Source organism: Rhodococcus sp. 06-221-2, from assembly GCF_002258365.1.
GTDB lineage: Bacteria > Actinomycetota > Actinomycetes > Mycobacteriales > Mycobacteriaceae > Rhodococcoides > Rhodococcoides fascians.
The window spans coordinates 84,915-111,351 of record NZ_NOYJ01000012.1 but is presented as its reverse complement, the minus strand read 5'-3'; the positions used below and the strand labels follow the sequence as shown (position 1 = coordinate 111,351).

Here is a 26,437-nt window from a genome sequence, read left to right as displayed (position 1 = left end):
TCGTTGCTCTAGCCGACCGCTCGCGCCGGCTCGGGGACCGTGGAGTACTGCGGCGGGAACATGCCGGGAGGTACCGGGATGCCCTGGGATTCGAGGAAGGCTCCGAGGTCGCTGACGCGAGTCTGCGTCCCCGGCTCCGGCAGCACCCGGGATTCCTGGGCGGGCGTCTCGGGTGCCTGGGTCTGGGGTGCCTGGGTCTGGGGTGCCTGGGTCTCGGGGGTGGCCGGGTCGACCGCGGGAGGCGCGTTCTTCTTCTCACGTTCGGTTCGCGCGAGATCGGTCACCCACGCGACCATCTTTTCGCTTTCCCACTCGACCCCGTCGTTGGGGTCGTTGTACCAGTAGGACAGGTGCTGCAGAAAGCCGATCGCCAGGTAGGGGCCGAGCACGACGTCGACGATGCCCTTGTTGTTCTCCACCAGGCCCTCGCCCTCGGCGCGCAACTTCGCCTTCACCGTTTCGGCACCCGGACCGAGAGCCCAGTTGAGATCGGCGAGTAGTCGGTCGGGCGACAGCGCTGCTGCAGCCTTCGCGTCGTCCACCTGATACTGCCGGTCGGAGACTTTGACGAGAACCTGCAGGAGCGTCTCGTCCGACTCGAGCCACGACTTGTTCGTGGCGATATCGATGATCGCGCGGGTGGCAATGGAGGCAACCGTCCGACCGAAGTCGGAGACGGTCTGCACCGGGTTGAGCAGCGTCAACCGCATCTGGCCGAGCACACCGAGCGCCAGCTGCAGCAGTTCGATCTTGTCCGGCGAGTCGCAGGCGAGATCGTAGGGACGACACGACCAGGTGACCTTGTCCGTCATCGACCCGTAGTCCCGCGGAGACTGGTCCATGAAGCCGCCGAGCGACTGGCCCACCTCGTCACCGAAATTAGGCACTCCGGCCGGGCGGTAGGGCGACCCCACCATGACGACACCGACGACGTCGTCGGACGTGACGAGAGCGTTGGGGTCGCGGTGGCCGAGTTCCATCGTCACGCGATCGAGAATTTCGCCGCCGACGCTGTACCCGAGCAGCGCGAACTTGGTCTTCTCACCGCACTTGGTCTTGTACTCGTCCATCAACCGATTGGTCGACGCGATGCCGTCGGCGATCGACTCCTGGTAGGTCGGCACGTTGTCGAGTACGTCGAAGCCGTAGGTGGAGGAATACGGGACGTAGAGCCAGCCGACGGTGCCGGGGCTGTCCGCGTTCGCCTCACCGACCGGAACGGTGACGTTGCCGACCCAGTTCGACGCGATCGTCTGCGCTTCTTCGTTGAGCGGATTGCGATCGGAGTCCGAGTCGGTGGCTCCGGACACCGCCAACAGCAGTACGTCCGGGCAGTCCTGCGCGTAGTTGTTCGGATCGATATTCGGGCCCTGAGACGAACCGAAGTCGGCCGAACCCGACTCTGCCGAACCCGAATCGGACGATCCCGAGTCGGGCGATCCCGAGTCGGGCGCGGCCAGCGCAGCAGCGGGAGCTGCAAGGGCCAACGCCACTGTGACAACCGCCGATCGAACCAATACGGAACCGAACGACGATGTCAGAACACGCTTACGACGCAGCATTTCTGCAGAGACCTCCCCAGCCTTACAAGACAACAGCCTTGACGACACACATAGTGAATTCGTCGGCGCTCTCGAAGTCGAGAGCCCGACGCCCCCGGGAAGAAGGTACCTGCTCGCGTCGGTTTCGCCATCACTACGAGTGATCCAGGGCACTGTAGTCCGCAAAAATGATGGTGTGTCACCAATGCCACAGCGCGGAAACGGACCGTTGTCATCGACCGGTCTCGCCGCGGGTTAAACTCGGTTCCGTGGTCATCTTCTTCGAGGTATTGCTGGCGCTTGCGGCAGTAGCCATCATCGCGTTCTCGCTCTATGTCGTCTACCGACTGGTCAACGACGAGTCGTGACGGAACCGGGCGCGGGCAACCCCGACAGCATCGACGACGGACTGGGCACCCCTATCACCAGCGGTGACCAAGCCATTTCGGCTGCCGAGCAGAAGTTCGCCGAGGCGTCGGCGCGCAACATCCCGGTGCTGCCCGACATCCCTCACCCGGACGACACCGCAAACCTGCGGCTCGGCCCCGATCTGCACCCGTCGATGCTGGCGCTGCTGCCACTCGTCGGCGTGTGGCGCGGTCAGGGCGAGGGGCACGATCCCGAAACGGACACCGACTATCCCTTCGGTCAGCAGATCGTCGTCTCCCATGACGGCGGCAGCTACCTCAGCTGGGAATCGCGCTCCTGGAGACTCGATTCCGACGGCAATTACGCGCACCCCGACCTTCGGGAGACCGGGTTCTGGCGCATCAGCGGCGGCGACGGAGTCAAGGGGTCCAAGGACGAAGAAGTCGTCGAGCTGCTGCTGACGCACAGCACCGGCGTCGTCGAACTGTATTACGGTCACGCCCTGACCCAGTCGTCCTGGGAACTTGCCACCGACGTCGTCATCCGCAGCACGTCGGGTGCACTGGTGGGCGGAGCTCGCCGCCTGTACGGAATCGTCGAGGGCGGGGATCTGGCATACGTCGAGGAACGTGTCGTCGCCGACGGCCCGCTCGCACCGCGTCTGTCGGCCCGCCTCACCCGCTACATCGGCTGACGCAGAATCTTTTTCGGATCTCGGGGGCCGTTCGCATGCGAACGGCCCCCGAGCCATACCTGGTGTCAGGTCCCGACCGGACAGGTCGGGGGCTCGGGGGCCGGGTAGCTGCCTGGGATTCGCCTGCCGCTCGCGCGGTCTTCGCAGTGAATCCGTCAGCGATTGCGGCTAGCTGACAGCCACCTCACGCGTCCTAGAGTTCATCAACTTCAGACCACCTCCTCTCTCGTGTACTCCCAACGTACGCCCGCGATCGGGAGTCGGCAAAGGGTTTTTTCGCAGTCCGGTCTCCGAGGTCGATCACCTGGTCGGCGTCGGTGTTCTCGGGCAATTGGTGAGTGACGACGACCACCGTTCGCTCGGCACCGAACAGCCCGTCGTCGGTGGTGAGCAGCTCGCGCAGAATCCGTTCGCCGGAGATTCTGTCGAGATGTTCGGTCGGCTCGTCCAACAGCACGACGGGCGCGGTGCTCAGCAGGGCGCGTGCGAGAAGGAGTCGACGACGCTCACCACCCGAGACCGCCTGCGCCCCACCGATCAGTGTCGTGTGAACGCCCTGGGGCAACGCGTCGAGCCACGGTCCGAGACCCACTCGTCGCAATGCCTGAGTTGCCTGGTCTTCGTCCACGTCGCCGCGCACCACTCGCAGGTTCTCCAGAATCGAGGTGTCGAACAGGTGCGCGTTTTCGGCGAACAGCGCTGCATCCGAGCCGAATTCGACGGCGAGTGCCCGAAGCATCGTCGTCTTTCCCGATCCACTGGGCCCGATGATTGCGCTCCGCGCATGTGCGCGGAAGTTCGTAGCAGGGGTCGGGCAGGAGTGGAGCCCGCGGAACGACGCGTTCAGGCTGCCACTCACATGGGTCGGAGCCGCATCGAGCATAGTCATGATTCGGGTGGCCGCGATTCGGCCGCGCATCAGTGCGATTGCCGCTGCGGGCAGAGCTGCGGTCGCCTCGAATGCGGCCAGTGGAACCAACACGATGATCGCCAACGCCATCGGCGTCATGCCGCCCGCCGTGCCTCCGTCCGGGCCGTACAGCCCGATGCCGATCAGCAACGACCCGATCACCGACGCTCCGATCGCCAGTGGCTGTGCGGCATCGGCGAGTGCCGACGGACGCGCCGCGCGATCTCGCGCAACCACCGAGTCGTGTGCTGCGACCTCGGCTTCGGCGAGTGTCGCGTCCAGACGACGGGCGACTCGCAGTTCCGCCGCATGGTCGAGTGCGCGGACGGCTGTCTCGGCGAAGCGCACGTCGGCTTCGACACCGGCTTCCTCGGCGATCCTCGCCGACCGGGCCGCGAGTATCGGTGCACCCACGCCGGCGATCAGCAATGCCACCGCCAGAATCGATGCGGCGGCAGGTGCGATTCCCGCGAGCAGGCCCACGGCCGCGAGCATCATCAGCACGCTCACACAGATGGGAACGACGGCCCGGATGACGACGTCACCGAGAACGTCCACGTCCGCACCGGTGCGCGCCAGAACGTCACCCCGTCGCAGTGCGACCGCGCCGTTCCCGTTCGCCAATCTCTCGTAGATCCTCGTGCGGGCCGTCGTCGTTCCACGTAGCGCCACATCATGGGTGGTCAAGCGTTCGAGATACCGAAACACCCCGCGCGAGATACCCAGTGCCCGAACGGCTACGACGGCAACCGACAGGTCCAGCACCGGTGGCATCTGCCACGCCCGGGTGATCAACCACGCCGACAGTGCCGCCAGGGCGAGTGCACTGCCCAGCGTCGCTACTCCCGCCAACACGGGCAGTACGACTCTGCGCGGAGACAGCTCGAACAGCGCCAGCGCTCGTCGCAGATCAGACATGCTCGAACTCCCGCTTCGTGGTCGAGTCGCTGCGCACCTCGACGATGCGGTCGGCGGCATGCAGCACCGAACGCCGATGACCGACCATCACCACAGTGACGCCGCGGTCGGCGGCATCTCGAACCGCCTGCAGCACAGTCGCTTCACTCACCGGATCCAGGTGTGCCGTCGGCTCGTCCAACAGCATCACCGGAGCATCGGACACGAAGGTACGCGTCAGTGCGAGGCGCTGTAGCTCGCCGAGCGAGAGCCCCACCCCACCCTGCCCGACGCGGGTGTCCCAGCCCTCGGGGTGTTCTCGAAGCACCTCGTCGAATCCGGCTGCGCGGCAGGCGAGTTCCAGTGCAGCCGAGTCGGGGATTCCGTGCAGGGTCACGTTGTCGTAGAGCGTGCCCGGCACCAACACCGGCCGCTGCGGGAGCCAGGCCACCTGCGCCCACCACTGTTCGAGATCGAGTTCGGCGATCGGCACTCCCCCGACGCTCACCGCGCCGGTCGACGGCGGAGTCAGGCCCAGGATCGCGTGCAGCGCAGTCGTTTTACCTGCGCCGTTCGGTCCGGTCAGGACCGTGACGGTGCCTGCCCGGCACAGCGCACTCAGCTCCGCTGGTGCCGCTCCGTCCCGACTCGCAACGCCGAGCCCGTCCAGCTCGATGTCGACCGCTGTCGCGTCGACGGTGCGGCCACCGGTCGGCCGCGCTGTTCGCCGGTCCAACACCCGGAATGCACGATCGGCTGCCTCGACGCCGTCCTCGGCCGCATGAAATTGGGTGCCGACCGCGCGCAGTGGAAAGTACACCTCGGGCGCGAGGACGAGCGCGATGATGCCGGCTTCGAGTGTCATCTCGCCGAACACCAGACGCAGCCCGATGCCGACGGCAACCAGCGCTACACACAGCGTCGCGAGCAACTCGAGCACCATCGACGACAGGAACGCAATCTTCAGTGCGCGCATGGTCGTTCGACGGTGGGCGTCGCCCAGTGCACGAACGCGAGCGGCCGGTCCGTGCTCGCGCCCGAGCGCGCGCAGAGTCGGCAAGCCTGCCAACAGATCGAGCAGTTGCGCAGACAACCTGGTCATCGTGGTGAGCGTGGCGGCCGCCCGGCCCTTGGTCAGCAAGCCGATCAAGATCATGAAGACGGGGATGAGCGGCAGGGTCACGGCGATGATGGCGGCCGACGTCAGATCCTGTGTGAGGATGACGATCAGGACCAACGGGGTGACGATGACGGCCAGCACCAGCGCCGGCAGATAGCCGGTGAGGTACGCCCGTAGTCCGCCGATGGCGCGGGTCACGACGACGGCCAGTTCTTCGCGCTCGGCGTCGAGCTCGCGAGGCTCGAAACGCGTTGCCGTCGTGAGTACTTCGATCTCCAGCTCGGCGACGACCCGCGACGCCGACCGGTGTGCGTAACGAGACTGGGCTCCGGTCGCGAGCACCCGAACCACTGTTGCACCGGCCAGGACGACCAGTTCCGTCGTCCATGCGGACAACGATCTGGCCGTCGGGTCGGTGATGACGCCGGCCAGCACGCGTCCGATCGCCAGTGCACTCACGATGATGCACAGGGTGACCACGGTCGACAGCGCGACCGTGACGAGCACGTAGCCACGGGCGGAGCGTGAGTACTTCCACAGTCGCGGATCGACCGGTCCCTTCGGCCGTGTCCGCGAAGTGGTGGGTGCGGTCACGACTTCACCGACAGCCCGATCGAGTCGGGGATCTGGGCGCTCGAAATACGTTGCCGGAAAACCCAGTACGTCCACGCCTGGTAGCCGAGGACGACGGGTGCCGCGAAGGCTGCAGCCCACGTCATCACCGTCAACGTGTACGGGCTGGACGACGCGTTGGCGATAGTGAGATCGAAGCCGGCGTCGGTGCTGGACGGCATCACGTTGGGGAACAGGGACGCGAACAGCAGCACGACGACGGCGACGATGGCAATGCAGGTGAAGACGAAGGCCCAGCCTTCACGTACTTTCGCCGTCAGCGCGACGACGAGTAGCAGGGCCACTGCTGCCACCGCGACCAGTACCCACGTCCAGGTTTTCCCGTACGCGAGTTGGGTCCACAGCGCGAAGGCACCACCGACGAGCACTGCCGGAACCGACAGCCACGCTGCCATTTTCACCGAGTCCTCGTGGACGTCGCCGGAGGTCTTGAGCGCGATGAACACGGCACCGTGCAGGGCGAACACCACGGCCATCGTTACTCCGCCGAGTAGTGCGTACGGGTTGAGGAGGTCGAAGAACCCTGCGGTGACCTTCTTGTTCTCGTCGATCGCGACTCCGCGGACGATGTTGGCGAACGCGACGCCCCACAGCACCGCCGGAACCCACGAGCCGATGCCGATGCCGATGTCGCAGCGTCGGCGCCACACCGGGTCGTCGATCTTGCCGCGCCATTCGATGGCGCAGATGCGCAGGATGAGCGCCACCAGGATCAACAGCAACGGTAGGTAGAAGCCCGAGAACAATGTGGCGTACCACTCGGGAAACGCCGCGAAGAGGGCACCGCCTGCCGTGATGAGCCAGACTTCGTTGCCGTCCCAGACCGGGCCGATGGTGTTGAGAACTGCGCGACGACGCTTCTCTCCCGTCACGGAGTCGGGGTGCCTACCCAGAATGGGCATGAGCATGCCGACGCCGAAGTCGAAGCCTTCGAGCACGAAGTAGCCGACGAAGAAGAAAGCGATGATGAGAAACCAGAATTCGGGCAGTGACATTGCTATCCCCTAGTACGCGAACGAGAGCTGCTTGGGCTCATCGTCTTCCGATTCCGGTGGGTCGACGTGCGGGTGCGCGTCGTGGTCGAGAGGTCCTTCGATGACGTAGCGCCGAAGCAGGTAGAACCAGACACCTCCGAGAGCGGCGTACAGCAGTGTGAACGTCACCAGCGAGGCGACGACGAGGCCGACGGGATGGTCGGAGACGCCCTGGTCGACGGTGAGCCGGATCTGATCGACTCCCGAGAGGTTGGGCGCGACAACCCATGGCTGACGCCCCATTTCGGTGAAGATCCAGCCGGCACTGTTAGCCAGGAACGGCGTCGGAATGGCCAGCAGCGACAGCCACGAGAACCACTTCTGGTCGGGAATCCGGCCACCTCGGGTGACCCACAGTCCCGCGACAGCGAGCAGGGCGGAGCCTGCGGCCAGACCGATCATCATCCGGAACGCCCAGTAGGTGACGAACAGGTTGGGCTTGTAGTTGCCCGGTCCGAACTGCTGCTCGTACTGATCCTGTAGTTGGTTGACGCCCTGCACGGTGGCACCGAAGTCGTTCTCCGCCAGGAACGACGTGAGGCCGGGGATCGCGATGAGGTGCACCACGGATTCGCAGTTGTTGTGGGTACCCACGGTCAGGAGCGAGAAGCTGGCTCCGGTTTCGGTGTCGCACAACGATTCTGCGGAGGCCATCTTCATCGGCTGCTGCTCGAACATGAGCTTGCCCTGAATGTCTCCGGTGATGGCAAGCGCCCCACCCGCAACGATCATGACGATGAAGGACATGCGCGCTGCCGATCGGAACATCTGGCGCGAGTCGGTGGCTGGGACCGCAGCTATCTCGTTCTCGGCCTTTTTCTTGCGAGCCTCGCGGACCATCCACCATCCGGAGATGCCTGCGACGAATGTGGCGGCGGTGAGGAATGCGCCTGCGACCGCGTGTGGAAATGCTGCCAGCGCAGTGTTGTTGGTGAGCAGCGCCCAGATGTCGGTCAGCTCGGCGCGGCCGGTTTCTTCGTTGTAGATCGCGCCGACGGGATGCTGCATCCAGGAGTTGGCTGCGATGATGAAGAAGGCCGAGGCGTTGACGCCGATGGCGACGAGCCAAATGGTCGCCAGGTGAACGAGTTTGGGTAGTCTGCTCCATCCGAAGATCCACAGACCGAGGAACGTGGACTCGAGGAAGAACGCGACCAGCCCTTCGAGTGCGAGGGGTGCACCGAACACGTCACCGACGAATCGTGAGTATTCGCTCCAGTTCATTCCGAACTGGAACTCCTGCACGATTCCCGTTGCGACGCCGAGTGCGAAGTTGATGAGGAACAGCTTGCCGAAGAACTTGGTCAGTCGATACCAGGAATCCTTGCCGGTGATCACCCACATGGTCTGCATGGCCGCCACCATCGGCGCGAGGCCGATGGTGAGGGGTACGAGAATGAAGTGATAAACGGTGGTGATACCGAACTGCCACCGCGAGACATCCAACGCGTCCATCGATACTCCGAACTCTTCTACCCGAGCTGTGACGGGCAACACCGCAGGTCAGGGCATTGGCCCGCGACTGATTCGAATGTACTACTACGAGTAGTAGTAGGGAAGAGTCTTTCGACAGGGCCATTGGCCCTCAGAGCATCCGGACGGTCTCCACCGCGAGATCGACCATCTCGGGCACCTCGTCCGCGCGGCTGGGCCGCCCCAGAACGACGCCGTTCATCGATGTCACCCGCGCCGCGAGCGTGACGCTCGAAACGAGCCAAACACCGTCCGCTGCAATGAGATCCGCTGGATACAGATGCCCGTGCTCGCACGTCCAGCCGGCCGCCTCGGCCACCGAGAACAGGGCGGCAACAGTGGTGCCCGCCAGGATGCCCTGCTCGACCGACGGTGTGACGAGAGTCTTACCGCGCGCCACCACCACCGTCGACCGGGGTCCCTCGAGCACTCTGCCCTCGCTGCTGAGGTAGATCACGTCGTCCACGCCCTGGCGGGCAGCGTGGCGCAGCGCGGCCATGTTGGTCGCGTACGACAACGTCTTCGCGCCTGCCAGCTGCCACGGCGCACCGGCGGAGAAGTCGACCGAGTAGCCCCGATCGAGCGTCATCACCGACACCCCGTTCTCCCGGGCGTTGCGCACTCGACCCGGCAGTGGCCCCAGCGTCACGAACGCCGTCGGATCGCCGCCGCCCTCACGACCACGGCTCAGCACCAACCGCAGAACGCCCTCGTCCGTGGACTTCTCCGTCCACAGGCCGACCGACTGCTCGATCACTGCGCGCCAGGCATCCGGATCGGGGACGGGAAGATCCAGGGCCGCCGCCGACACGGCCAGACGCGCCAGGTGCAGCTCGACGCCGCAGGCCGAGCCGTCACGCACCAGCAGCGTCTCGAACGCGCCGTCACCACGCACGGCAGCCAGATCGTCGGCGAACAGCAACGGCCGATCCGCGTCGTGCACTCGGCCGTCCAACGTCACCACTACCGACTCCGACATGCCGCCACCCTAAAGGCTGTGGCCGGGTGCTCCTACTATGGAGTGGTGTCCGATCCTGTGACGATCACCCCGAGTCCTCTTCTCACTCTCCCCGGCGCAGTGCCCTCTCCCGACGACAGCGTCGATGCCGGCGTCGCCTGGCACTACGGCAATCCGTTCGGCGAACAACGCAGTGCCGTCAGCGCAGCCGCCGTCATCGATCGATCCCACCGATTCGTGCTTGCCATCAGCGGCGACGAGCGCTCGAGCTGGCTGAACACGATCTCGAGCCAACTCGTATCGGATCTGCCCGACGGCAGTTCGGCCGAAAACCTCAGCCTGGACGTCAACGGCCGGATCGAGCATCACTTCGTTCAGACCGATCTGGGCGGGGTCACCTACATCGACACCGAACATGCACGGGGACCGGATCTGCTGTCGTTCCTGAAGAAGATGGTCTTCTGGGCCAAGGCCGAACCCAGAGAGGCCGACGAACTCGTCGTTCTCTCCGTCCTCGGATCCGACGCGGCGTCGATCCTCGACAAGGCGGGCCTCCCGGTTCCGAGCGAGATCTACGGCGCGTCGGCAGTGGACGGCGGCGGCTTCGTCCGGCGGATGCCCTGGCCGGGTCCGAACTCGTACGACGTCGTCGTCCCCCGAGCAGGCCTGAGCGACTGGTTCCTTCGCCTCCGCGACGCCGGTGCTGCCCCGGCCGGAACGTGGGCGTACGAGGCGTTGCGGGTGGAATCGGTGCGACCGCGGGTGGGCGTGGACACCGACGAGAAGACCATTCCGCACGAGGTCCGATGGATCGGCAGCGCAGCCGAGTTCGGCGCGGTTCATCTGGAGAAGGGCTGCTATCGCGGGCAGGAGACCGTCTCGCGGGTGCACAACCTCGGTCGACCGCCGCGTCACCTGGTACTCCTGCATCTCGACGGTTCCGCCGACGGACGGCCCGTGACCGGCGACCCCGTCACCGCCGGTGGCCGCGCGGTGGGGCGTCTGGGGACCGTTGTCGACCACTTCGAGCTCGGGCCCGTTGCCCTCGCGCTGGTCAAGAGAACGATTCCGGTGGACACCGCCCTGGAGGCGGGTCCGTGCGCAGCGTCGATCGACCCCGATTCCATCCCCTCGTACGACGACGTTCAGGCCGGCCGCGCGGCCGTCGATCGCCTTCGCGGCCGGTGACCGGGACAGTCTCGGCGGTCTGCGTGGTGCATGCCGACGTCCCGTTCGGGCGGCGCGGCGTCGTCGACAGCGGCATCGACAAGCGCCCCGTGCACGGCCCGGTGGATGTGCACGAGCTCGGCATCGGCGGGGACCACTGTTCCGACACCAAGTTCCACGGTGGTCTCGATCAAGCCGTGTACGCCTACGACGAGGCAGAAGCCCGGTACTGGGCCGATCAGCTGGGTGCGCCCGTCGAGCCAGGACGGTTCGGCGAGAATCTGCGGACCAGCGGCGTCCCGGTGACCGACGTGGTGATCGGCACGCGGTGGCGCATCGGCACGGTGACGCTGGAGGCAACCATCGCACGCAAGCCCTGCGGCACGTTCGCGCGGTGGATGGGCGAGCCGGGGTGGGTTCGCCGATTCACGGCCCAGGGAGATGTGGGTGCTTACTTCCGAGTGCTCGAGCCCGGGGTCTTCGCCGCCGGTGATTCGGTGACGGTCGAATCGGTTCCTCGGCACGCGGTGACGGTGCGGATGCTCTTCGAGGGGCGGGACGCCGCGGCGATGCAGACTCTTCTGGACGAGCCCGGATTGGCACCGAAGGTGTACCGCGACGCGGCGGCGGCGCTGAAATCGTCGCGGAGGCCATGACGCGCAGCACTACTGTTTTCGTGTCGTAGCGCGAAGATAGTTCGCCTGAGCACGGATATGCGCAGGTACAGGCAGCGCGGACCCCTGCCCCGGGCGTGTCGCGCCGCGGGGCCCGGCATCGACACGTGGTGCCGTATGCGCATCGCGGCGATTCGCGCGCTAGAGTGTGTGCCAGGAAGAAATACCAACTCTAACGGGGCCGCCAAATTTCCCCAGGCCGCCCCGCAAGTCCGCGAGGGGGCACCGCCATGGGCCGAGGCAGGGCTAAGGCAAAGCAGACAAAGGTCGCTCGTGAGCTCAAGTACAGCTCGCCGACAACGGACTTGGAGAGTCTGCAAAGAGAGCTCTCCGGTGGTTCGTCCAACTCCCATCGTGGCGGCATCCACTCTGACTCGGATGTGCATTCCCGAGTCGAGGAAGACGAGTACGAGGACTGGCGACGCTAGAAACTGTGCACTGAACGACTGAGGGGGAGCCGCACCGCGGCTCCCCCTCACTTGTTCGTCGTGTGACCGGTCGGTCAGAACCTCGGGTGGTTACCCAGCAGCAGCGCTCGCTCGTCGGCGACGTCCTTGCCCGCAGCCTTCTTGACCGTGCCGAGAGTCCAGCAGTCGATGTGGCGTGCGGTCAGTACCGCCAGAGCACGATCGACGTCCTCGGGGGCGACGATCGCGACCATGCCGACACCCATGTTGAACGTCTGCTCCATCTCTGCGCGCTCGACGCGTCCGCGTTGCGCGATGAGGGAGAAGATCGGGGCCGGGCTCCACGTGGTCCGATCGAGTTCGGCCACGAGGCCCTCGGGCATGACGCGCGAGAGGTTGTTGGCGAGTCCGCCGCCCGTCACGTGGCAGAACGTGCGCACGTCGGTCTCGGCCGCGAGTGCGAGGCAGTCCTTGGCGTAGATCTTCGTCGGCTCGAGCAGTTCTTCGCCGAGTGTGCGGCCGAACTCCTCGACGTGTCCGCCGAGATCCATGTGGTTGATCTCGAGCAGCACCTTGCGAGCGAGCGAGTAGCCGTTGGAATGCAGACCGGACGATCCCATGCCGATGACGACGTCGCCGGGACGCACGCGCTCGGGTCCGAGGATCGAGTCCGCCTCCACGACGCCGATGCCGGTGGCAGAAAGATCGTAGTCACCGTCGGCCATCAGCCCCGGGTGTTCGGCCGTCTCGCCGCCGAGCAGCGCACAACCGGCGATGATGCAGCCTTCGGCGATGCCCTTGACCAGTTCCGCGACCTGCTCGGGTACGACACGGCCGACGGCGATGTAGTCCTGCAGGAACAGCGGCTCGGCTCCGCACACGACCAGATCGTCGACGACCATGGCCACGAGGTCGAGACCCAGGGTGTCGTGCTTGCCGAGGGCCTGGGCGACGGCGACCTTGGTGCCGACTCCGTCGGTCGAGGCAGCCAGGACCGGCTCGCGGTAGTCGCCCTTGAGCGCGAACAGACCGGCGAAACCACCGAGACCGCCCATGACCTCGGGCCTGCTGGCCTTCTTGGCGAGTGGCGCGAACAGTTGAACTGCTCGGTCTCCTGCGGCGATATCGACCCCGGCCGCCGCGTAGGAGGCACCGCCCGAGTGAGTTGCGCTCGTGGGTTGGGATTCCTCGGTCATTCGGCTCCAGCCTGTGTACTCGTTCATGTCAGCGCCCCCAAGCACGCGAACCGTGCGTAGCGGCGCAGATAGCGCCCTAACGGTACCGGAGTGCCCGCTGGCGGGAAGAATTCACGTGTGCAGCCGCTTGCCCGGGATGGCGGCCAACAGCTTCTTCGTGTACTCCTCCTCCGGCGAGCGCAGAATCTTCCACGGCGTGCCCTGCTCGACGACCTGGCCGCCCCGCAGCACCACCACTCGATGTGCGACGCGATCGACCACTGCCAGATCGTGGCTGATGAACAGGCAGGCGAACCCGAACTCCTGCTGCAGCGCCTCGAACAGGTCGAGCACGGCCGCCTGGACCGAGACGTCGAGTGCACTGGTCGGCTCGTCCGCGACCACCAGATCCGGTCCCAGCACCAGTGCCCGCGCCAGGCTGACGCGTTGCCGTTGCCCACCGGACAGCTCGTGCGGGTAACGCTTGTCGGTGCCGGACGGTAGCTGCACGGCGTCGAGCAGCTCGGTGGTCCTGGCCGCGATCGCATCCTTGGAGCCGTACTTGTGCACGATCATCGGCTCGGCGATGCACTGTCCGACGGTGAGCCGCGGGTTCAGCGACGCCGACGGGTCCTGGAAGACGAAGCCGAATCGCTTGCGCAAGGGCTTGAGCTTGCGCTCGCTCACGCCGGCGATGTTCTGTCCCATCACCGTCACGCTGCCGCTGGTCGGCTTCTGGAGCGCTGCAACGCACCTGCCGATCGTCGACTTACCGGAGCCCGATTCGCCCACCAGACCGAGGGTTTCGCCGCGGTGGATGGTCAGCGAGACGTCGTCGACCGCTCGGAATGCCGAGGAGCCGACCCCACCGGAGAACTGCACCACCAGCTGCGAGACCTCGAGTACCGGCTCGCCCGACGTGTCGATGGTCTTGTCCGACTCCACTGCAGCAAGGGTCGGCACCGCGGCCAGCAGCTTTTTGGTGTACTCGTCTTCGGGGGCGTCGAACAGCTGTGCCACCGGCGCTTCCTCGACGACTCGGCCGTTCTGCATGACGACGACGCGGTCCGCCAGATCGGACACGACGCCCATGCTGTGGGTGATCAGCACGATGGCGCACCCGAGCCGGTCTTTCAGATCGCGCAGCAGCTCGAGGATCTCGGCCTGCACCGTGACGTCGAGGGCGGTGGTCGGCTCGTCGGCGATGATGACTTTCGCCTCACACGAGATGGCGATCGCGATCATGACGCGTTGCTTCTGGCCACCGGAGAGCTCGTGTGGGTAGTACGAGAAGCGCTGCTCGGGGTTCGGCAACCCCACCATCGTCAACAACTCGATGGCCCGCGCCTTGGCATCCTTACTGCCCATCCGTTTACCGTCTGCGCGGGTGTGCGCGCGCAACGCCTCGACGATCTGATACCCGATGGTGAACAGCGGATCGAGAGCACTGCCCGGCTCCTGGAACACCATCGAGATCTTGTTGCCCCGCAGCCTCGCCCACGCCTTGTCGTTCAGCGTGGTGACGTCCTGCCCGCCGAGAACCACGTGCCCGTCGACCCGCGCGGTGTCGGGCAGCAGCCCGATGGCGGAGCGGACACTGACGGACTTACCCGACCCCGACTCCCCCACCACAGCGAGAACTTCACCGGGATAGACCTCGAACGAGACCTCGGTGACGGCATCGACTTCGCCGGCATCGGTGACGAACGAAACGGACAACGACTGCACCGACAATGCGGACTCGCGTGGAGTCACGACACTCGATGTCATACCTTCACCGCCTTCTTGAACTTCTTGCGGGTGCGCAGCAGCGGATTGAGTGTCTCGCTTGCACTTTCACCGACCATGGTCAGACCGAGGACCACCAGCACGATGCCCAGGCCCGGGAACACCGACGTCCACCAGATGCCGTTGGAGATGTCCGGTAGGGCCTTGTTGATGTCGTATCCCCACTCCGAGGCGGAGGTGGGCTCGATCCCGAACCCGAGGAAGCCGAGCCCGGCGAGGGTGAGGATGGCCTCGGCTCCGTTGAGCGTGATGATGACCGGCAGTGTCTGCACCACGTTGGCGAGTATGTGCCGGAACAGAATTCGCGGCGTGCCGGCTCCGGTCACCCGCGCGGCGTCGACGTACGGTTCGGTCTTGACGGCGACCGTCGCGTTGCGGACCACCCGGAAGTACTGAGGCACGAAGATCGCCGTGATGGCGATGGCCGCGGAGGCGATACCGCCGAAACTCGACGACTGACCGCCTGCCACGACGATCGAGATGACCACCGCGAGAAGCAGAGACGGGAATGCGTACATCGCGTCCATGAACAGCACGAGCACCCGGTCGAACCAGCGGCCGATGTAACCCGAGGCCAGACCGAGGGGAACGCCGATGATCAGGGACAGCACCAGCGACGAGGCGATGACCATCAATGCGGTTCTGGCACCGTAGATCACCCGCGAGAACACGTCCTCACCGCGAACCGAGGTACCGAACCAGTGATCCGCGGACGGCGCGGCTTGGCGGGCGAAATCCGCACCGGCGTCACTGGTCTGCGAGAAACCGTACGGCGCGAGAATCGGCGCGAACAGCGCCGCGATCACGAACCCCACCATCAGCGCCAACCCGACGATGAGCGTGACCCGCTGCAATCCCGAGGTGGACTTCACGAACGCGACGCCGGGGAACCCTCTGCGGTGCGGACGGGTGGGAGGAACGTCGGACAGCACGACTTCGGTGCTCATCAGAACCTCACTCTCGGGTCGATGAGGGCGACGATCGCGTCGGTGACGAAGCTGACGACGGCGACCACCACGGCCAGGAACGTCACGATGCCTTGCACGGCAACGAAATCGCGGGCCTGCAGATAACGGGCGAGTTCGTAGCCCAGTCCTTGCCACTCGAAGGTCGTCTCGGTGAGTACGGCACCGCCGAGGAGGACGGCGATCTGCAGTCCGATGACGGTGACGATGGGAATCATGGCGTTGCGGAACGCATGTCGCCTCGTCACCGTGCCCTCGCTCAACCCGCGCGCGCGGGCGGCGTCGACGAACGGCGCCTGCAACGTCTGAATCAGGTTGACTCGCACCAATCGCAGGAACACACCGGCCGTCAGCAGGCCGAGCGCAAGAGCGGGCAGAACCGCGTGCTCGAGCACGTCGACGGTGTAACCGGTGTCGCCGTACAGGAACGAGTCGATGATCAGAATGTTCGTCTTCGGGGAGACGTTCTGCAGTGCCAGTTCCACATTGGTACTGGCCCGCCCGGCGACCGGCAGCCAGCCGAGCTTGACGGCGAACAGCAGCTTGAGCAGCATGCCGACGAAGAATACCGGGGCCGCGTACGCCAGGATCGCGAAGATTCGCAGCGACGCGTCACCGAACCGGTCGCGATGGGTGGCGGCGTAGAACCCGAGCGGGATGCCGACCGCGAACGCGACGAGCAGCGCCCAGAACGCCAATTCCAGTGTGGCAGCACCGTTGACGAGCAGGACGTCACTGATCGCGCGATTGTCGGTGGCGGAGCGGCCGAAGTCGCCGCGCAACAATCCGGTCAGGTACTCCCAGTACTGCGTCAGGATCGGCCGGTCGTATCCGGCCTCGGCCTTGCGCTGGGCGATCTGTTCGGCGGGTAGTCGACCGCCGAGGGCGGCGGTGATCGGGTCACCGATCACACGCATGAGAAAGAAGACGACGGTGACGAGAATCCAGGCAGTCGGGATGATCAGCAGAAACCTGATCCCGAGATAGCGGGCGAGCGCGCCGTATCGTGACGGCGCGCTCGCCTGCTGCGCTTTCTTCTCCCCTACCGGCGTCTGGGCGGTAGCGGGCACCGGTCAGCTCTTGGCGAGAGTGACGAAGCGGAACTTGAACGAGGCGTCGAGGGTCTCGTCCACACCGCTGATCTCGTCGGTGGCGACGGCGATCTGCTTGCCCTCCAACAGCGGAAGGGTCGGCAGGTAGTTGGTCGCGAGCTCGGTCTGAATCTGTCCGATGATCTGCATCCGTGCGTTCTCGTCGGCCGTCGTGCGCTCGAGGTCGAGCAGTGACGTGATCTCCGGGTTCTCGAAATGCGACTGGAGGAAGTTGTCCGGCCCGAAGAACGGCGTCAGGTAGTTGTCTGCATCGGGGTAGTCCGGGAACCAGCCGAGCTGGTACACCGGGTACGCGTCGGCGACGCGTTCCTTGGTGTACGTGCTCCACTCGGTGGACTGCAGGTTCACATTGAACAAGCCCGTCGCGTCGAGCTGACTCTTGATCGCGGCGTACTCCTCGCTCGAGCTCGAGCCGTAGTGATCCGGGTTGTACTGCAGGTTGAGTTGGATCGGAGTGGCGACGCCTGCAGCGGAAAGGAATCCGGCAGCCTCGTCTTTGTTCGGTGTCTCACCGTAGACGTCGGAGAAGGCCTTGTTGGAACCTTCCAGACCGGTCGGCACCACGGAGTATAGCGGGGTGTAGGTGCCCTTGTAGACGCCGTCGGAGAGCGCCTGGCGATCGACCGAGGCAGCAATCGCCTTGCGCACGGCCAACTTCTGCTCGGGGGTGTTGCCGGGCATCGTGTTCATGTTGAAGACCATGTAGCGGGACTCGCCGCCGGGGCCCTCGTGCACCGTCAGGCCGTCGACGGCTCCCAGCGATTCGACGTCGGTCGGGGTGAGGGAACGCCATGCCACATCGATGGCCTTGTTCTGCACATCGAGCTTGAGGTTGTCGGAGCTGGTGTAGTACTTCACGTTGACCGACGACGTCTTCGGGGTGCCGAGAATGCCGTTGTAGTCCCCGTTGGCCACGAAGCTGACGAGTGAGTTCTTGCCATAGCTGGAGATGGAGTACGGGCCGGCGAACGGCTTTCCCGCAACCACTGCGTCGTCGTCGAGCACCTTGTCGGCCGGGAACACCGTCTGGTCGACGATCGGGCCCGCGGGTGTCGCGAGGATCTGCGGGAACGTCTGATCGTTGGCCGCTTTGAGGGTGAACTCGACGGTCTTCTCGTCCGGTGTCGCGATGCTGTCGAGATTGGTCAGCAGCGACGCCGGCCCGTTCGGATCGTTGATCGCGACGATGCGGTCGAACGAGAACTTGACGCTCTCGCTCGTCAGCGGATTGCCGTTGGCGAACTTCAGGTCGTCCTTGAGCGTGCACTTGTAGACGGTCGGCTCCGCGAAATCGCAGCTCTCGGCCGCATCGGGCTCGAGCTCGGAGCTACCGGGAGCGAAGTTCATCAAGAAGGGATACGTCTGGTTCATCACCATGAACGATCCGTTGTCGTACGAGCCGGCCGGGTCGAGCGAGGTGACCTGGTCCGTGGTGCCGACCGTGATGGTCTCACCGCCGCCGCCGCCGCCGGATCCTCCGGCGTCGGTGCGTCCCGAGCCGCACGCTGCGGCGGTCAGTGCGAGTACCGACAGTGCGGCCACTGCGGCGGTCTTCTTGCCATGCTTACGCACAGCCGTTCGTGATGCGGCGCTGTAGCGCTGCATGCGTCCGTCGTCGGGCGACAGGGTCATCTGAGCCTCTATCCAATCGGTGTGTCCTATGTAACTCGGGACAGTACCGATGGACTGTTTCCAATATGTGGCATTGAGAAAACCCTGCTGTTCCCTAACGGAAAAGACCAGGTCAAGGACGGCTGAGAGCGCTCACATTCGCGTCGTTGTCCACCGGTTGCCCAGCGGCCGACGCCAACAGACCCTCGAGCACGTGCTTGCCTAGTGCATTGTCCGCGGGCAGATCGATGGGGTACTTCCCGGTGAAACATGCTGCACACAAGCGCGATTCGGGCTGCTCCGACGCCGCGATCATGCCGTCGATGGAGATGTAGCCCAGCGAGTCGGCACCGATGGCCTGCCGGACGCCTTCGAGGATTCCGTCCTCGGAATCGACGCCGTTGGCGATCAGCTCTGCGGGAGAAGCGAAGTCGATGCCGTAGAAGCAGGGCCACCGCACCGGCGGGGACGCGATACGGACGTGGATCTCGAGGGCACCGGCCTCGCGCAGCATCCTGATCAGCGCCCGCTGCGTGTTGCCGCGAACGATCGAATCATCCACCACCACGAGCCTTTTGCCGCGAATGACCTCTTTGAGAGGGTTGAGCTTGAGCCGGATACCGAGCTGCCGAATGGTCTGCGACGGTTGAATGAACGTGCGGCCCACGTACGCGTTCTTCATGAGCCCCTGGCCGTACGGGATTCCAGAGCCCTGGGCGAAGCCCACGGCTGCCGGAGTTCCGCTCTCGGGCACCGGGATGACCAGATCACCCTCGGCCGGGTGCTCCTTGGCGAGACGACGTCCGATTTCCACCCGAGTCGAGTGCACCGAGCGACCGCCGATGACGCTGTCGGGCCGTGCGAGATAGACGTACTCGAACACGCAGCCCTTGGGCTCGGGGGCAGCGAAACGCGAGGACCGAACGCCGTCGGCGTCGATCGCCAACAGTTCGCCGGGCTCGATGTCGCGGACGAACGCCGCACCGACGATGTCGAGTGCTGCGGTCTCGCTGGCGACGACCCAGCCGCGATCGAGGCGTCCGAGGCACAGCGGCCGAACGCCGTGCGGATCACGCGCGGCGTAGAGGGTGTGCTCGTCCATGAAGGTCAGGCAGAACGCGCCTTTGAGCAGCGGCAGCAATTCCATGGCCGCCTGCTCGATGGTGCAGTCGGCCGCCTTGTGCGCCAGCAGTGCCGTCACGACATCGGAATCCGACGTCCCGTTGCCCTGCAATCGATCGCTGATCAGGCCCGCATCGCGAGCCTTGGTGGCGAGTTCGGCGAAGTTCACCAGATTGCCGTTGTGCCCGAGTGCGATACCGGTACCGGCAGTGGTGGTTCGGAAGATCGGCTGCGCGTTCTCCCACGTCACCGACCCACTGGTGGAGTACCGGCAATGGCCGATGGCGACGTGCCCGGGCATCGCGCCGAGCGTCTGCTCGTCGAACACCTGACTGACCAGGCCGAGATCCTTGAACACGAGCACCTGGGAGCCGTCGGACACCGCGATGCCTGCGGCTTCCTGACCACGGTGCTGCAGTGCGTAGAGGCCGTAGTACGAGAGCTTGGCCACGTCCTCGCCCGGTGCCCACACACCGAACACTCCACACTCTTCGCGCGGCTCGTTCTCCGGCTCGTCGATGGGTTTGCCTACCAGAAGATTCGGACTGTCGACCGACAAATCGGCGTTCGTCACGGGCATTGCTCCCTAGGGGGTCCGGGGCGGGGGGCCGTGCCCAGTCTACGGGCACACGGGCTGACTCAACGCATCGTGTGTCCAGGAGATTCCCGCCGATCGAACGGCCACTGAATTCCGGCGGTCAGGTGATGGTCAGCAACGGCAACCACCGACCCACCTCGACGGCCCGGCTGCCGGACGCGTCGATCGAGCCGTCGCCAAGCGCCTCGGCGAAATCCCGGGTCCCGGTAGCCACCTGAAGCCATGTCAGAGCATCGGTTTCGACGACGTTCGGCGGGGTTCCTCTGGTGTGCCGGGGCCCGACGATGCACTGCACCGCGACGAACGGCGGCACCCGCACCTCCACCGACGACCCCGGCGCGTTCTGACCGAGAGTTCTGGCGGTGGTGCGCACGGCGGCGGCGATCTGTGCCCGCGGCGGCTTCTCGGCCTCGCCTCTGATCCAGCCCGCGACGGCCAGAACGGCCTCGCGCACCTCGGCGGGACCGACCTCCTTGTGCGGTGGCATCTCCGGTCAGCTCCTCTCACGTTCGGTAGCCGCGAGATGCGCCAACACGGCACCGCTCGCGTTGAGTGCGTAGTGCAGCGCAGCAGGGGCGAGCACACTGCCGCTGCGCGCCCGCAGCCACGAGAACACCACCCCGGCGACGGTCGTCGCGGCAACGGTCCCGGCCACCGAATCCCCGGCGGCGCGGGCGGGACGAATGTGCCACAGTCCGAAGAAGACCGGCGACAGGGCAGGCGATGCCGCATCGAGCACACCGCGGAAGAGCAACTCCTCGGTCAGCACCGTCCCCACCGGAATCCGAAACAGCACCCACTCCGCGAGATCGTCCTCGGACGGACGGACGCGTCGACGCAGTGCGGGTACGGCGGCCACCACCGCAGACCCCAGGACGGGTATCGCTGCCGCAGCCGCACCCCATTTCAGCCCGGATGCGGCGTTACGCAGGCCCAGCCGTTCGGCATTCGATCCCGACACCGCAGCCACAGCGACGGCGAACGACGCGTTGGCCACTGCCCGCCCGCGGGCTCCGAGCCCGGCCGCAGGCAGCACGTACGTGCTCCACGCCGTTGTCACGAGTCCGGTCAGAATGGGTCGTTCCGCAGGCTCCACTCCGGTTGCCAGAGCGGTTCTCACTTCTCGGGACCGTCACGTCCGGCGAATTGCTCCATGACGCCGCGCACTCGTTCGGTGTCGCGGTCGGTCCAGCCTTCGGGGGCGGCGACGGCCACCCAGCCGTCGAGCACGAGGGTTCCGTAGTTGTGACCGTGGCCGTCGGGGACGCCCGCGGCATTGGTCAGGTCCGCTGCCACCTGCCAGAACGTCACCACCGGGAACCAACGCATGCTCGGCAGTCGGTCCGGCCCCGGCGGCTCGGACAGCCAGTCCGGACGCTCGAACAGCAGGTCCGGTGACCACCAGACCACCGGATCCGACGCATGCTGGACGTACAGGATGCGCGGGGCGTACCAGGGCTGATCCTCCGGCGGGATGCCCGACGAATTGTCGGCGAAGCGAACCGTCAGGCCCTCGGAGTACACCGGCCGAACCTCGGGGCTGCCCGGATCACGCCTGCTGACGAACTGACTCCAGATGCGGTTGTCGTTCGGCGGACCCACCCACAGGACGCCGTCGGTGGTGGCGCGGATGTCCGCCAACCCGTCGAACGCGCCTTCACCGGACTTCGTCCCCAGACTTTCGCCGTAGACGTAGAACTTGGGGCGGGTGGCCTCGGGCTCCTGCAGCCAGCGGTCGTGCACTTTGTCGATCAGCGCCTTGCCTGCCTGGGCGGCTTTGTCGCCCTCGGCGATGAACGAGATCCAACTCGGCAGATACGAGTACTGAGAGGCGACGGTGGCGACATCGCCGTCGAACATCAGCTCCTCGGCCTCGACGGCGGTGGGGTTGACCCAGCCGGTGCCGGTGGTCGGCACGACGATGAGCGCTTTGCGCTGGAACGCGCCGGTGCGTTCGAGTTCGGCGACGACGATGTCGAGTCGTTCGTCCTGAGTCTCCGCGGTTTCCAGTCCGGCGTAGGCCCGAATGGGTTCGAGGCTCGGACGTCCGGTGGCCCGTTCCATCTCGTCGGCTCGCAGGCCGCTGGAGACGAAGTTGCGGCCCTCGAATCCGAGTGTGTCCCACGGTGCCAACGAGTTCGGGCTACCCGACCTCTCGTCGGCGACGGGTTGTTCTGTGCCCTCTCGCGTTTCGTTGTTCTGCAGACTGAACACCGAGTTGGTCACCTCGGAGACCGCACGCAGCAGCACACCCTGAACCAGGGCGACGACCAGAACCACCAGGACGATCACGCCGAGTGCGTTGGCCACTTCGCGTGGCATCTTGACGATGCGATTGATCTGACGGGCGAGCAATCGGACGACGTCGCGTAGCACCCGCGAGATCGAGATGAGCAGTGCGGCAATGGCAATGCTCAACGCTCCGGTGCGGAGGTACCCCGTCGTGGTGGTCCCCTCCGCGTCCATGAGCGCGGCGAGTTCACGCTGCCACTGCGCCGAGACCGCCAGCATGATCATCGACGCAGCGACGGCGACGACGAGTACGACCACCTTGACTGCGAGTTCGACCTTGCGCGGCAACGGCCACCACGAGCGCGAGGACAGCCACCATCGCGTCACCGCCCATCCCACGGCCACCCCGAAGGCGTACCCGATAGCCGAGTTGATGCCGCCGATGATGCCTTGGAACAGCCATCCACGAGGCAGCAGCGACGGCGTCAGTGACCAGCAGAAGAACAACGCGCTGAACGCGATTCCGGTGAAGTCCAGACGCAGCAGGCCCCACGACCACATGACGAACGGATGCTTCTCCGGCGACGGAGCCGAGAACTCCACCGTCGGAAAGTGATACCGATGATGCTGATCCTGCTCGAGTGTGGGCTCGGTCCCCCTTCGACGCTCCGATACCTGTCCCCCCACCTCGGTCAGCCGAAGAGTCTGGGAAGAGTGCTCTCGAACGTCTCCCGCAGTTCCGTCATCGGCACGGAGAACTGCCCTTGGACCTCGATCGAATCCGAGCCCTCGTCGACGACGCCGACGCGCGCCCACGGAAGTCCGCGTGCGGTGCACATGCCGGTGAACCGGGTCTCCTCGGTGCGCGGCACGGCGACCAGCACCCGGCCGGAGGATTCGGAGAACAAGGTCACGAACGGGTCTGCGCCTTCGGGAACGATGATGCGGCAACCGGTTTCGCCGGCCAAGGCTGCCTCGACGACGGCCTGAGCGAGACCACCCTCGGACAGGTCGTGTGCAGCCGAGACCAGGCCGTCGCGGGAGGATGCGAGCAGGATGTCTGCCAACAACTGCTCCCGAGCGAGATCGACCTTCGGCGGAACGCCGCCGAGGTGATCGTGCTCGACCTGCGCCCAGATGGACCCGTCGAACTCGTCGTGGGTCTCCCCCAGCAGGATGAGTGTCTCGCCGGGCTCGAGGCCGAGCCCGGTCGGGATGCGGCGATGGACGTCGTCGATGACGCCCAGCACTCCGACCACGGGGGTCGGCAGGATCGGCTCCGCGCCGGTCTGGTTGTAGAAGCTGACGTTGCCGCCGGTGACCGGGATGCCGAGGGTGACACACCCGTCCGCCAAACCGCGTACGGCCTGCTGGAACTGCCACATGACACCCGGGTCCTCCGGAGAACCGAAGTTCAGGCAGTTGGTGACGGCCTTGGGAGTGGCGCCGGTGACCGCGACGTTGCGGAACGCCTCGGCCAGAGCCAGCTGCGCGCCCTGGTACGGGTCGAGTGCGGTGTAGCGGCCCGACGCGTCGGTGGCCAAAGCGATTCCGCGACCGGTCTTCTCGTCGATGCGGATGACGCCTGCATCGGCGTTCTCGGCCAGCACGGTGTTGCCGCGAACGTAGCGGTCGTACTGCTCGGTGATGAATCGGCGGCTGCACAGCTGCGGCGAGCCGATCATCTTCAGCAGAGTTGCCTTCAGCTCGTCCGCGGTTTCCGGACGCTTCAGCGACGCCGTGCTGTTCGCGATCAACGCGTCCTGGGTATCCGGACGCTGCACCGGACGGTTGTACACCGGGCCTTCGTGCGCAACGGTTTTCGGCGGTACATCGACGACGGTATCGCCGTGCCAGGTGATCTGGAGGTGCTCGCCGTCGGTGACCTCACCGATGACCGTGGCCAGGACGTCCCACTTCTTGCAGACGGCCATGAATGCGTCGACGTTCTCGGGGGTCACCACGGCGCACATGCGCTCCTGGGATTCGCTCGAGAGCACCTCGGCCGGAGTCATGCCGGTGGCGCGCATCGGCACCTTGTCGAGCTCGATGTGCATGCCACCACTGCCGGCGGACGCGAGTTCCGATGTGGCGCAGGACAACCCGGCACCACCGAGGTCCTGGATGCCGACGACGAGCTTGTTCGAGTACAGCTCGAGGCAGGCTTCGATGAGCACCTTCTCGGTGAACGGATCGCCCACCTGAACCGCGGGAAGCTTCTTGCGGCCCCCACCGGTCTCGTCACCGTCGAAGGTCTCCGACGCGAGCACGGACACGCCACCGATGCCGTCGAGACCCGTTCGTGCACCGAACAGAATGATCTTGTTACCCAGGCCCGACGCGAACGCCAGGTGCATGTCCTCGACCCGCATGACGCCGGCACACAGGGCGTTGAGCAGAGGGTTACCGGCGTAGGAGGCGTCGAACACCGTCTCGCCGCCGATGTTCGGTAGGCCGAGGGAGTTTCCGTACCCACCGACGCCTGCGACGATGCCGCTCAGGACACGGCGCGTATCGGGTGCATCGGCAGCACCGAATCGCAGCTGGTCCATGACGGCGATCGGGCGAGCGCCCATGGCCATGATGTCGCGGACGATACCGCCGACGCCCGTCGCCGCACCCTGGTAGGGCTCGACGTACGACGGGTGATTGTGACTCTCGACCTTGAACGTGACGGCCCAGCCGTCGCCGACGTCGACGACGCCCGCGTTCTCGCCGATACCGGCGAGCATCGGCTTGCGCATCTCGTCGGTGGTGGTCTCGCCGAAGTACTTCAGGTGCACCTTCGAGGACTTGTACGAGCAGTGCTCGCTCCACATGACGGAGTACATCGCCAATTCGGCGTCCGTGGGCCGGCGGCCGAGGATTTCCTTGATGCGGACGTATTCGTCGTCCTTGAGTCCGAGTTCCTTGTACGGCTGCGCAACGTCGGGGGTGGCGACGGCGTTCGAGACAGTGTCTGTGGGTACAGAGCTAGCGGACACGAGGAATAGGTCCCTTCGATGGAGCGAAATGCCAGGGAGAGTCTATAAGGTGCCGCCGACATGTACGGCATCGGACGTATCGGCCTCGTGCGAACATCACCTGATGGACATTGCACTGACCGAGGACGATCTGGACGAAACGGGCGTCATCGACCCGTCGATGGTGGCCAAGGGAGTCGACGTACCGCCGAAAGCCGTCGTCTGTTTCTTCGCCGAGGTGATCGAGAGCATCTGCGCGAAAGGCGACGCCCGAGTGGTGTCGATCATGCGCTCCGAGCACGGCGAACACCCCGTCTACGAGATCGAACGAGGCGGACAGAAACTTGCCGTCTTCCATCCCGGCGTCGGCGCGCCACTGGCCGCACTGTTCCTCGAAGAAGCCATCGCCATGGGCTGCACACAGTTCGTTGCTGTCGGCGGTGCCGGCGCGCTGTCCGACGACCTGGGCATGGGACACGTCATGGTGGTCGACAGCGCCCTGCGCGACGAGGGCACCTCGTTCCACTACCTGCCACCCGGTCGAGTGGTCGACGCCGATCCCGCAGGCGTCGCCGTACTCCAGTCGGTACTCACCGACGCCGGAATCGACTTCGTCACCGGCCGCTCCTGGACCACCGATGCGCTCTACCGCGAAACCCGCGGCCGAGTCTCGCGCCGCGTCGAGGAAGGCTGCCGAACGGTCGACATGGAAGCGTCGGCCTTCTGCGCAGTCGCCCGATTCCGTGGAGTCCGATTCGCGCAACTGCTGTACGCGGGAGACTCCCTGGCCGCCGACTGGGATCACCGCGGCTGGACCAAGGCAACAACGGTGCGCGAACAGTTGTTCTGGCTCGCTGCCGACGCCTGCCTGCAACTCGATCCGATCTAGGTCTTCGGCCCACCCCCCCCTGATCTCGCAAACGCGCTCGCGTTTGCCAGACGCGAGCCGAATTGCCCCGGAATCGGGCACGAAACTCCGCGCACCTGACGAATG

General features: G+C 65.7%; 21 protein-coding genes. 5 read left to right on the top strand and 16 right to left on the bottom strand.

Going from position 1 to position 26,437, the window contains the following annotated elements; translation table 11 throughout:
* Nucleotides 1-8 precede the first annotated feature (8 nt).
* Complete coding sequence (locus CH281_RS06975) at nucleotides 9-1,562, bottom strand: cutinase family protein (RefSeq protein ID WP_094693559.1); 1,554 nt, start codon at nucleotides 1,560-1,562, stop codon at nucleotides 9-11.
* A gap of 376 nt (nucleotides 1,563-1,938) precedes the next feature.
* On the opposite strand from CH281_RS06975, the gene CH281_RS06970 reads away from it, so the two are divergent.
* Nucleotides 1,939-2,604 (top strand): FABP family protein, encoded by a 666-nt coding sequence (locus tag CH281_RS06970; RefSeq protein WP_027495859.1) that lies wholly within the window; start codon nucleotides 1,939-1,941, stop codon nucleotides 2,602-2,604.
* A 193-nt stretch (nucleotides 2,605-2,797) separates the two neighbouring features.
* Here CH281_RS06970 and cydC read toward each other — a convergent pair whose 3' ends face one another.
* From cydC to CH281_RS06945, 5 genes are all read right to left on the bottom strand, one after another.
* Nucleotides 2,798-4,432 carry a thiol reductant ABC exporter subunit CydC gene (gene cydC / locus CH281_RS06965; RefSeq protein WP_094693557.1) on the bottom strand — a complete coding sequence of 545 codons (1,635 nt, stop codon included), beginning with the start codon at nucleotides 4,430-4,432 and terminating at the stop codon, nucleotides 2,798-2,800.
* Entirely contained in the window at nucleotides 4,425-6,125 is a 1,701-nt protein-coding gene (gene cydD / locus CH281_RS06960; protein ID WP_032371332.1) for a thiol reductant ABC exporter subunit CydD, read from the bottom strand. The genes cydC and cydD overlap by 8 nt, the downstream gene beginning before the upstream one ends.
* Complete coding sequence (gene cydB, locus CH281_RS06955) at nucleotides 6,122-7,159, bottom strand: cytochrome d ubiquinol oxidase subunit II (RefSeq protein WP_032371333.1); 1,038 nt, start codon at nucleotides 7,157-7,159, stop codon at nucleotides 6,122-6,124. Before cydB ends, cydD begins: the two co-directional genes overlap by 4 nt.
* 9 nt (nucleotides 7,160-7,168) lie before the next feature.
* On the bottom strand, nucleotides 7,169-8,653 hold the full coding sequence (locus CH281_RS06950; protein ID WP_032371576.1) for a cytochrome ubiquinol oxidase subunit I: 1,485 nt from the start codon (nucleotides 8,651-8,653) through the stop codon (nucleotides 7,169-7,171).
* Nucleotides 8,654-8,783: 130 nt separating this feature from the next.
* Nucleotides 8,784-9,650 carry an aminodeoxychorismate lyase gene (locus tag CH281_RS06945; protein WP_027495854.1) on the bottom strand — a complete coding sequence of 289 codons (867 nt, stop codon included), beginning with the start codon at nucleotides 9,648-9,650 and terminating at the stop codon, nucleotides 8,784-8,786.
* Nucleotides 9,651-9,695: 45 nt separating this feature from the next.
* Between CH281_RS06945 and ygfZ the strand changes: the two genes are divergently transcribed.
* The 3 genes from ygfZ to CH281_RS06930 all read left to right on the top strand — a co-directional run bounded on the left by ygfZ (nucleotide 9,696) and on the right by CH281_RS06930 (nucleotide 11,898).
* Entirely contained in the window at nucleotides 9,696-10,817 is a 1,122-nt protein-coding gene (gene ygfZ / locus CH281_RS06940; protein WP_027495853.1) for a CAF17-like 4Fe-4S cluster assembly/insertion protein YgfZ, read from the top strand.
* The gene (locus CH281_RS06935) at nucleotides 10,814-11,452 is read left to right on the top strand and encodes an MOSC domain-containing protein (RefSeq protein ID WP_032386367.1); all 639 of its coding nucleotides are present in this window, start codon (nucleotides 10,814-10,816) and stop codon (nucleotides 11,450-11,452) included. Before ygfZ ends, CH281_RS06935 begins: the two co-directional genes overlap by 4 nt.
* A 248-nt stretch (nucleotides 11,453-11,700) precedes the next feature.
* Nucleotides 11,701-11,898, top strand: a complete 198-nt coding sequence (locus CH281_RS06930) for a DUF3073 domain-containing protein (RefSeq protein WP_072692062.1) — start codon at nucleotides 11,701-11,703, stop codon at nucleotides 11,896-11,898.
* 74 nt (nucleotides 11,899-11,972) lie between these two features.
* On the opposite strand, the gene purM is transcribed toward CH281_RS06930, so the two are convergent.
* From purM to purL, 10 genes are all read right to left on the bottom strand, one after another.
* On the bottom strand, nucleotides 11,973-13,073 hold the full coding sequence (gene purM / locus CH281_RS06925; RefSeq protein WP_027495851.1) for a phosphoribosylformylglycinamidine cyclo-ligase: 1,101 nt from the start codon (nucleotides 13,071-13,073) through the stop codon (nucleotides 11,973-11,975).
* 111 nt (nucleotides 13,074-13,184) lie between these two features.
* Nucleotides 13,185-14,822, bottom strand: a complete 1,638-nt coding sequence (locus CH281_RS27475) for an ABC transporter ATP-binding protein (protein ID WP_032386368.1) — start codon at nucleotides 14,820-14,822, stop codon at nucleotides 13,185-13,187.
* A complete protein-coding gene (locus CH281_RS06915) occupies nucleotides 14,819-15,787 on the bottom strand; it encodes an ABC transporter permease (RefSeq protein ID WP_032367489.1) in 969 nt (322 codons plus the stop codon). Before CH281_RS06915 ends, CH281_RS27475 begins: the two co-directional genes overlap by 4 nt.
* Complete coding sequence (locus CH281_RS06910; RefSeq protein WP_032367512.1) at nucleotides 15,787-16,782, bottom strand: ABC transporter permease; 996 nt, start codon at nucleotides 16,780-16,782, stop codon at nucleotides 15,787-15,789. Before CH281_RS06910 ends, CH281_RS06915 begins: the two co-directional genes overlap by 1 nt.
* 96 nt (nucleotides 16,783-16,878) lie before the next feature.
* Nucleotides 16,879-18,522: an ABC transporter substrate-binding protein gene (locus CH281_RS06905; protein ID WP_094693575.1), complete on the bottom strand. Its 1,644-nt coding sequence runs from the start codon at nucleotides 18,520-18,522 to the stop codon at nucleotides 16,879-16,881.
* A gap of 139 nt (nucleotides 18,523-18,661) precedes the next feature.
* Nucleotides 18,662-20,224: an amidophosphoribosyltransferase gene (gene purF, locus CH281_RS06900; RefSeq protein WP_032367510.1), complete on the bottom strand. Its 1,563-nt coding sequence runs from the start codon at nucleotides 20,222-20,224 to the stop codon at nucleotides 18,662-18,664.
* Between the two features lie 124 nt (nucleotides 20,225-20,348).
* On the bottom strand, nucleotides 20,349-20,735 hold the full coding sequence (locus CH281_RS06895; RefSeq protein WP_032367488.1) for a sterol carrier family protein: 387 nt from the start codon (nucleotides 20,733-20,735) through the stop codon (nucleotides 20,349-20,351).
* 6 nt (nucleotides 20,736-20,741) lie between these two features.
* Nucleotides 20,742-21,368 carry a CPBP family intramembrane glutamic endopeptidase gene (locus tag CH281_RS06890; protein WP_230591140.1) on the bottom strand — a complete coding sequence of 209 codons (627 nt, stop codon included), beginning with the start codon at nucleotides 21,366-21,368 and terminating at the stop codon, nucleotides 20,742-20,744.
* The gene (locus CH281_RS06885; protein ID WP_230073742.1) at nucleotides 21,365-23,041 is read right to left on the bottom strand and encodes an alpha/beta hydrolase; all 1,677 of its coding nucleotides are present in this window, start codon (nucleotides 23,039-23,041) and stop codon (nucleotides 21,365-21,367) included. Before CH281_RS06885 ends, CH281_RS06890 begins: the two co-directional genes overlap by 4 nt.
* A 131-nt stretch (nucleotides 23,042-23,172) precedes the next feature.
* Nucleotides 23,173-25,464, bottom strand: a complete 2,292-nt coding sequence (gene purL / locus CH281_RS06880; protein WP_032367486.1) for a phosphoribosylformylglycinamidine synthase subunit PurL — start codon at nucleotides 25,462-25,464, stop codon at nucleotides 23,173-23,175.
* Nucleotides 25,465-25,567: 103 nt separating this feature from the next.
* On the opposite strand from purL, the gene CH281_RS06875 reads away from it, so the two are divergent.
* Nucleotides 25,568-26,332 (top strand): nucleoside phosphorylase, encoded by a 765-nt coding sequence (locus CH281_RS06875; RefSeq protein WP_256983391.1) that lies wholly within the window; start codon nucleotides 25,568-25,570, stop codon nucleotides 26,330-26,332.
* Nucleotides 26,333-26,437: the final 105 nt, after the last annotated feature.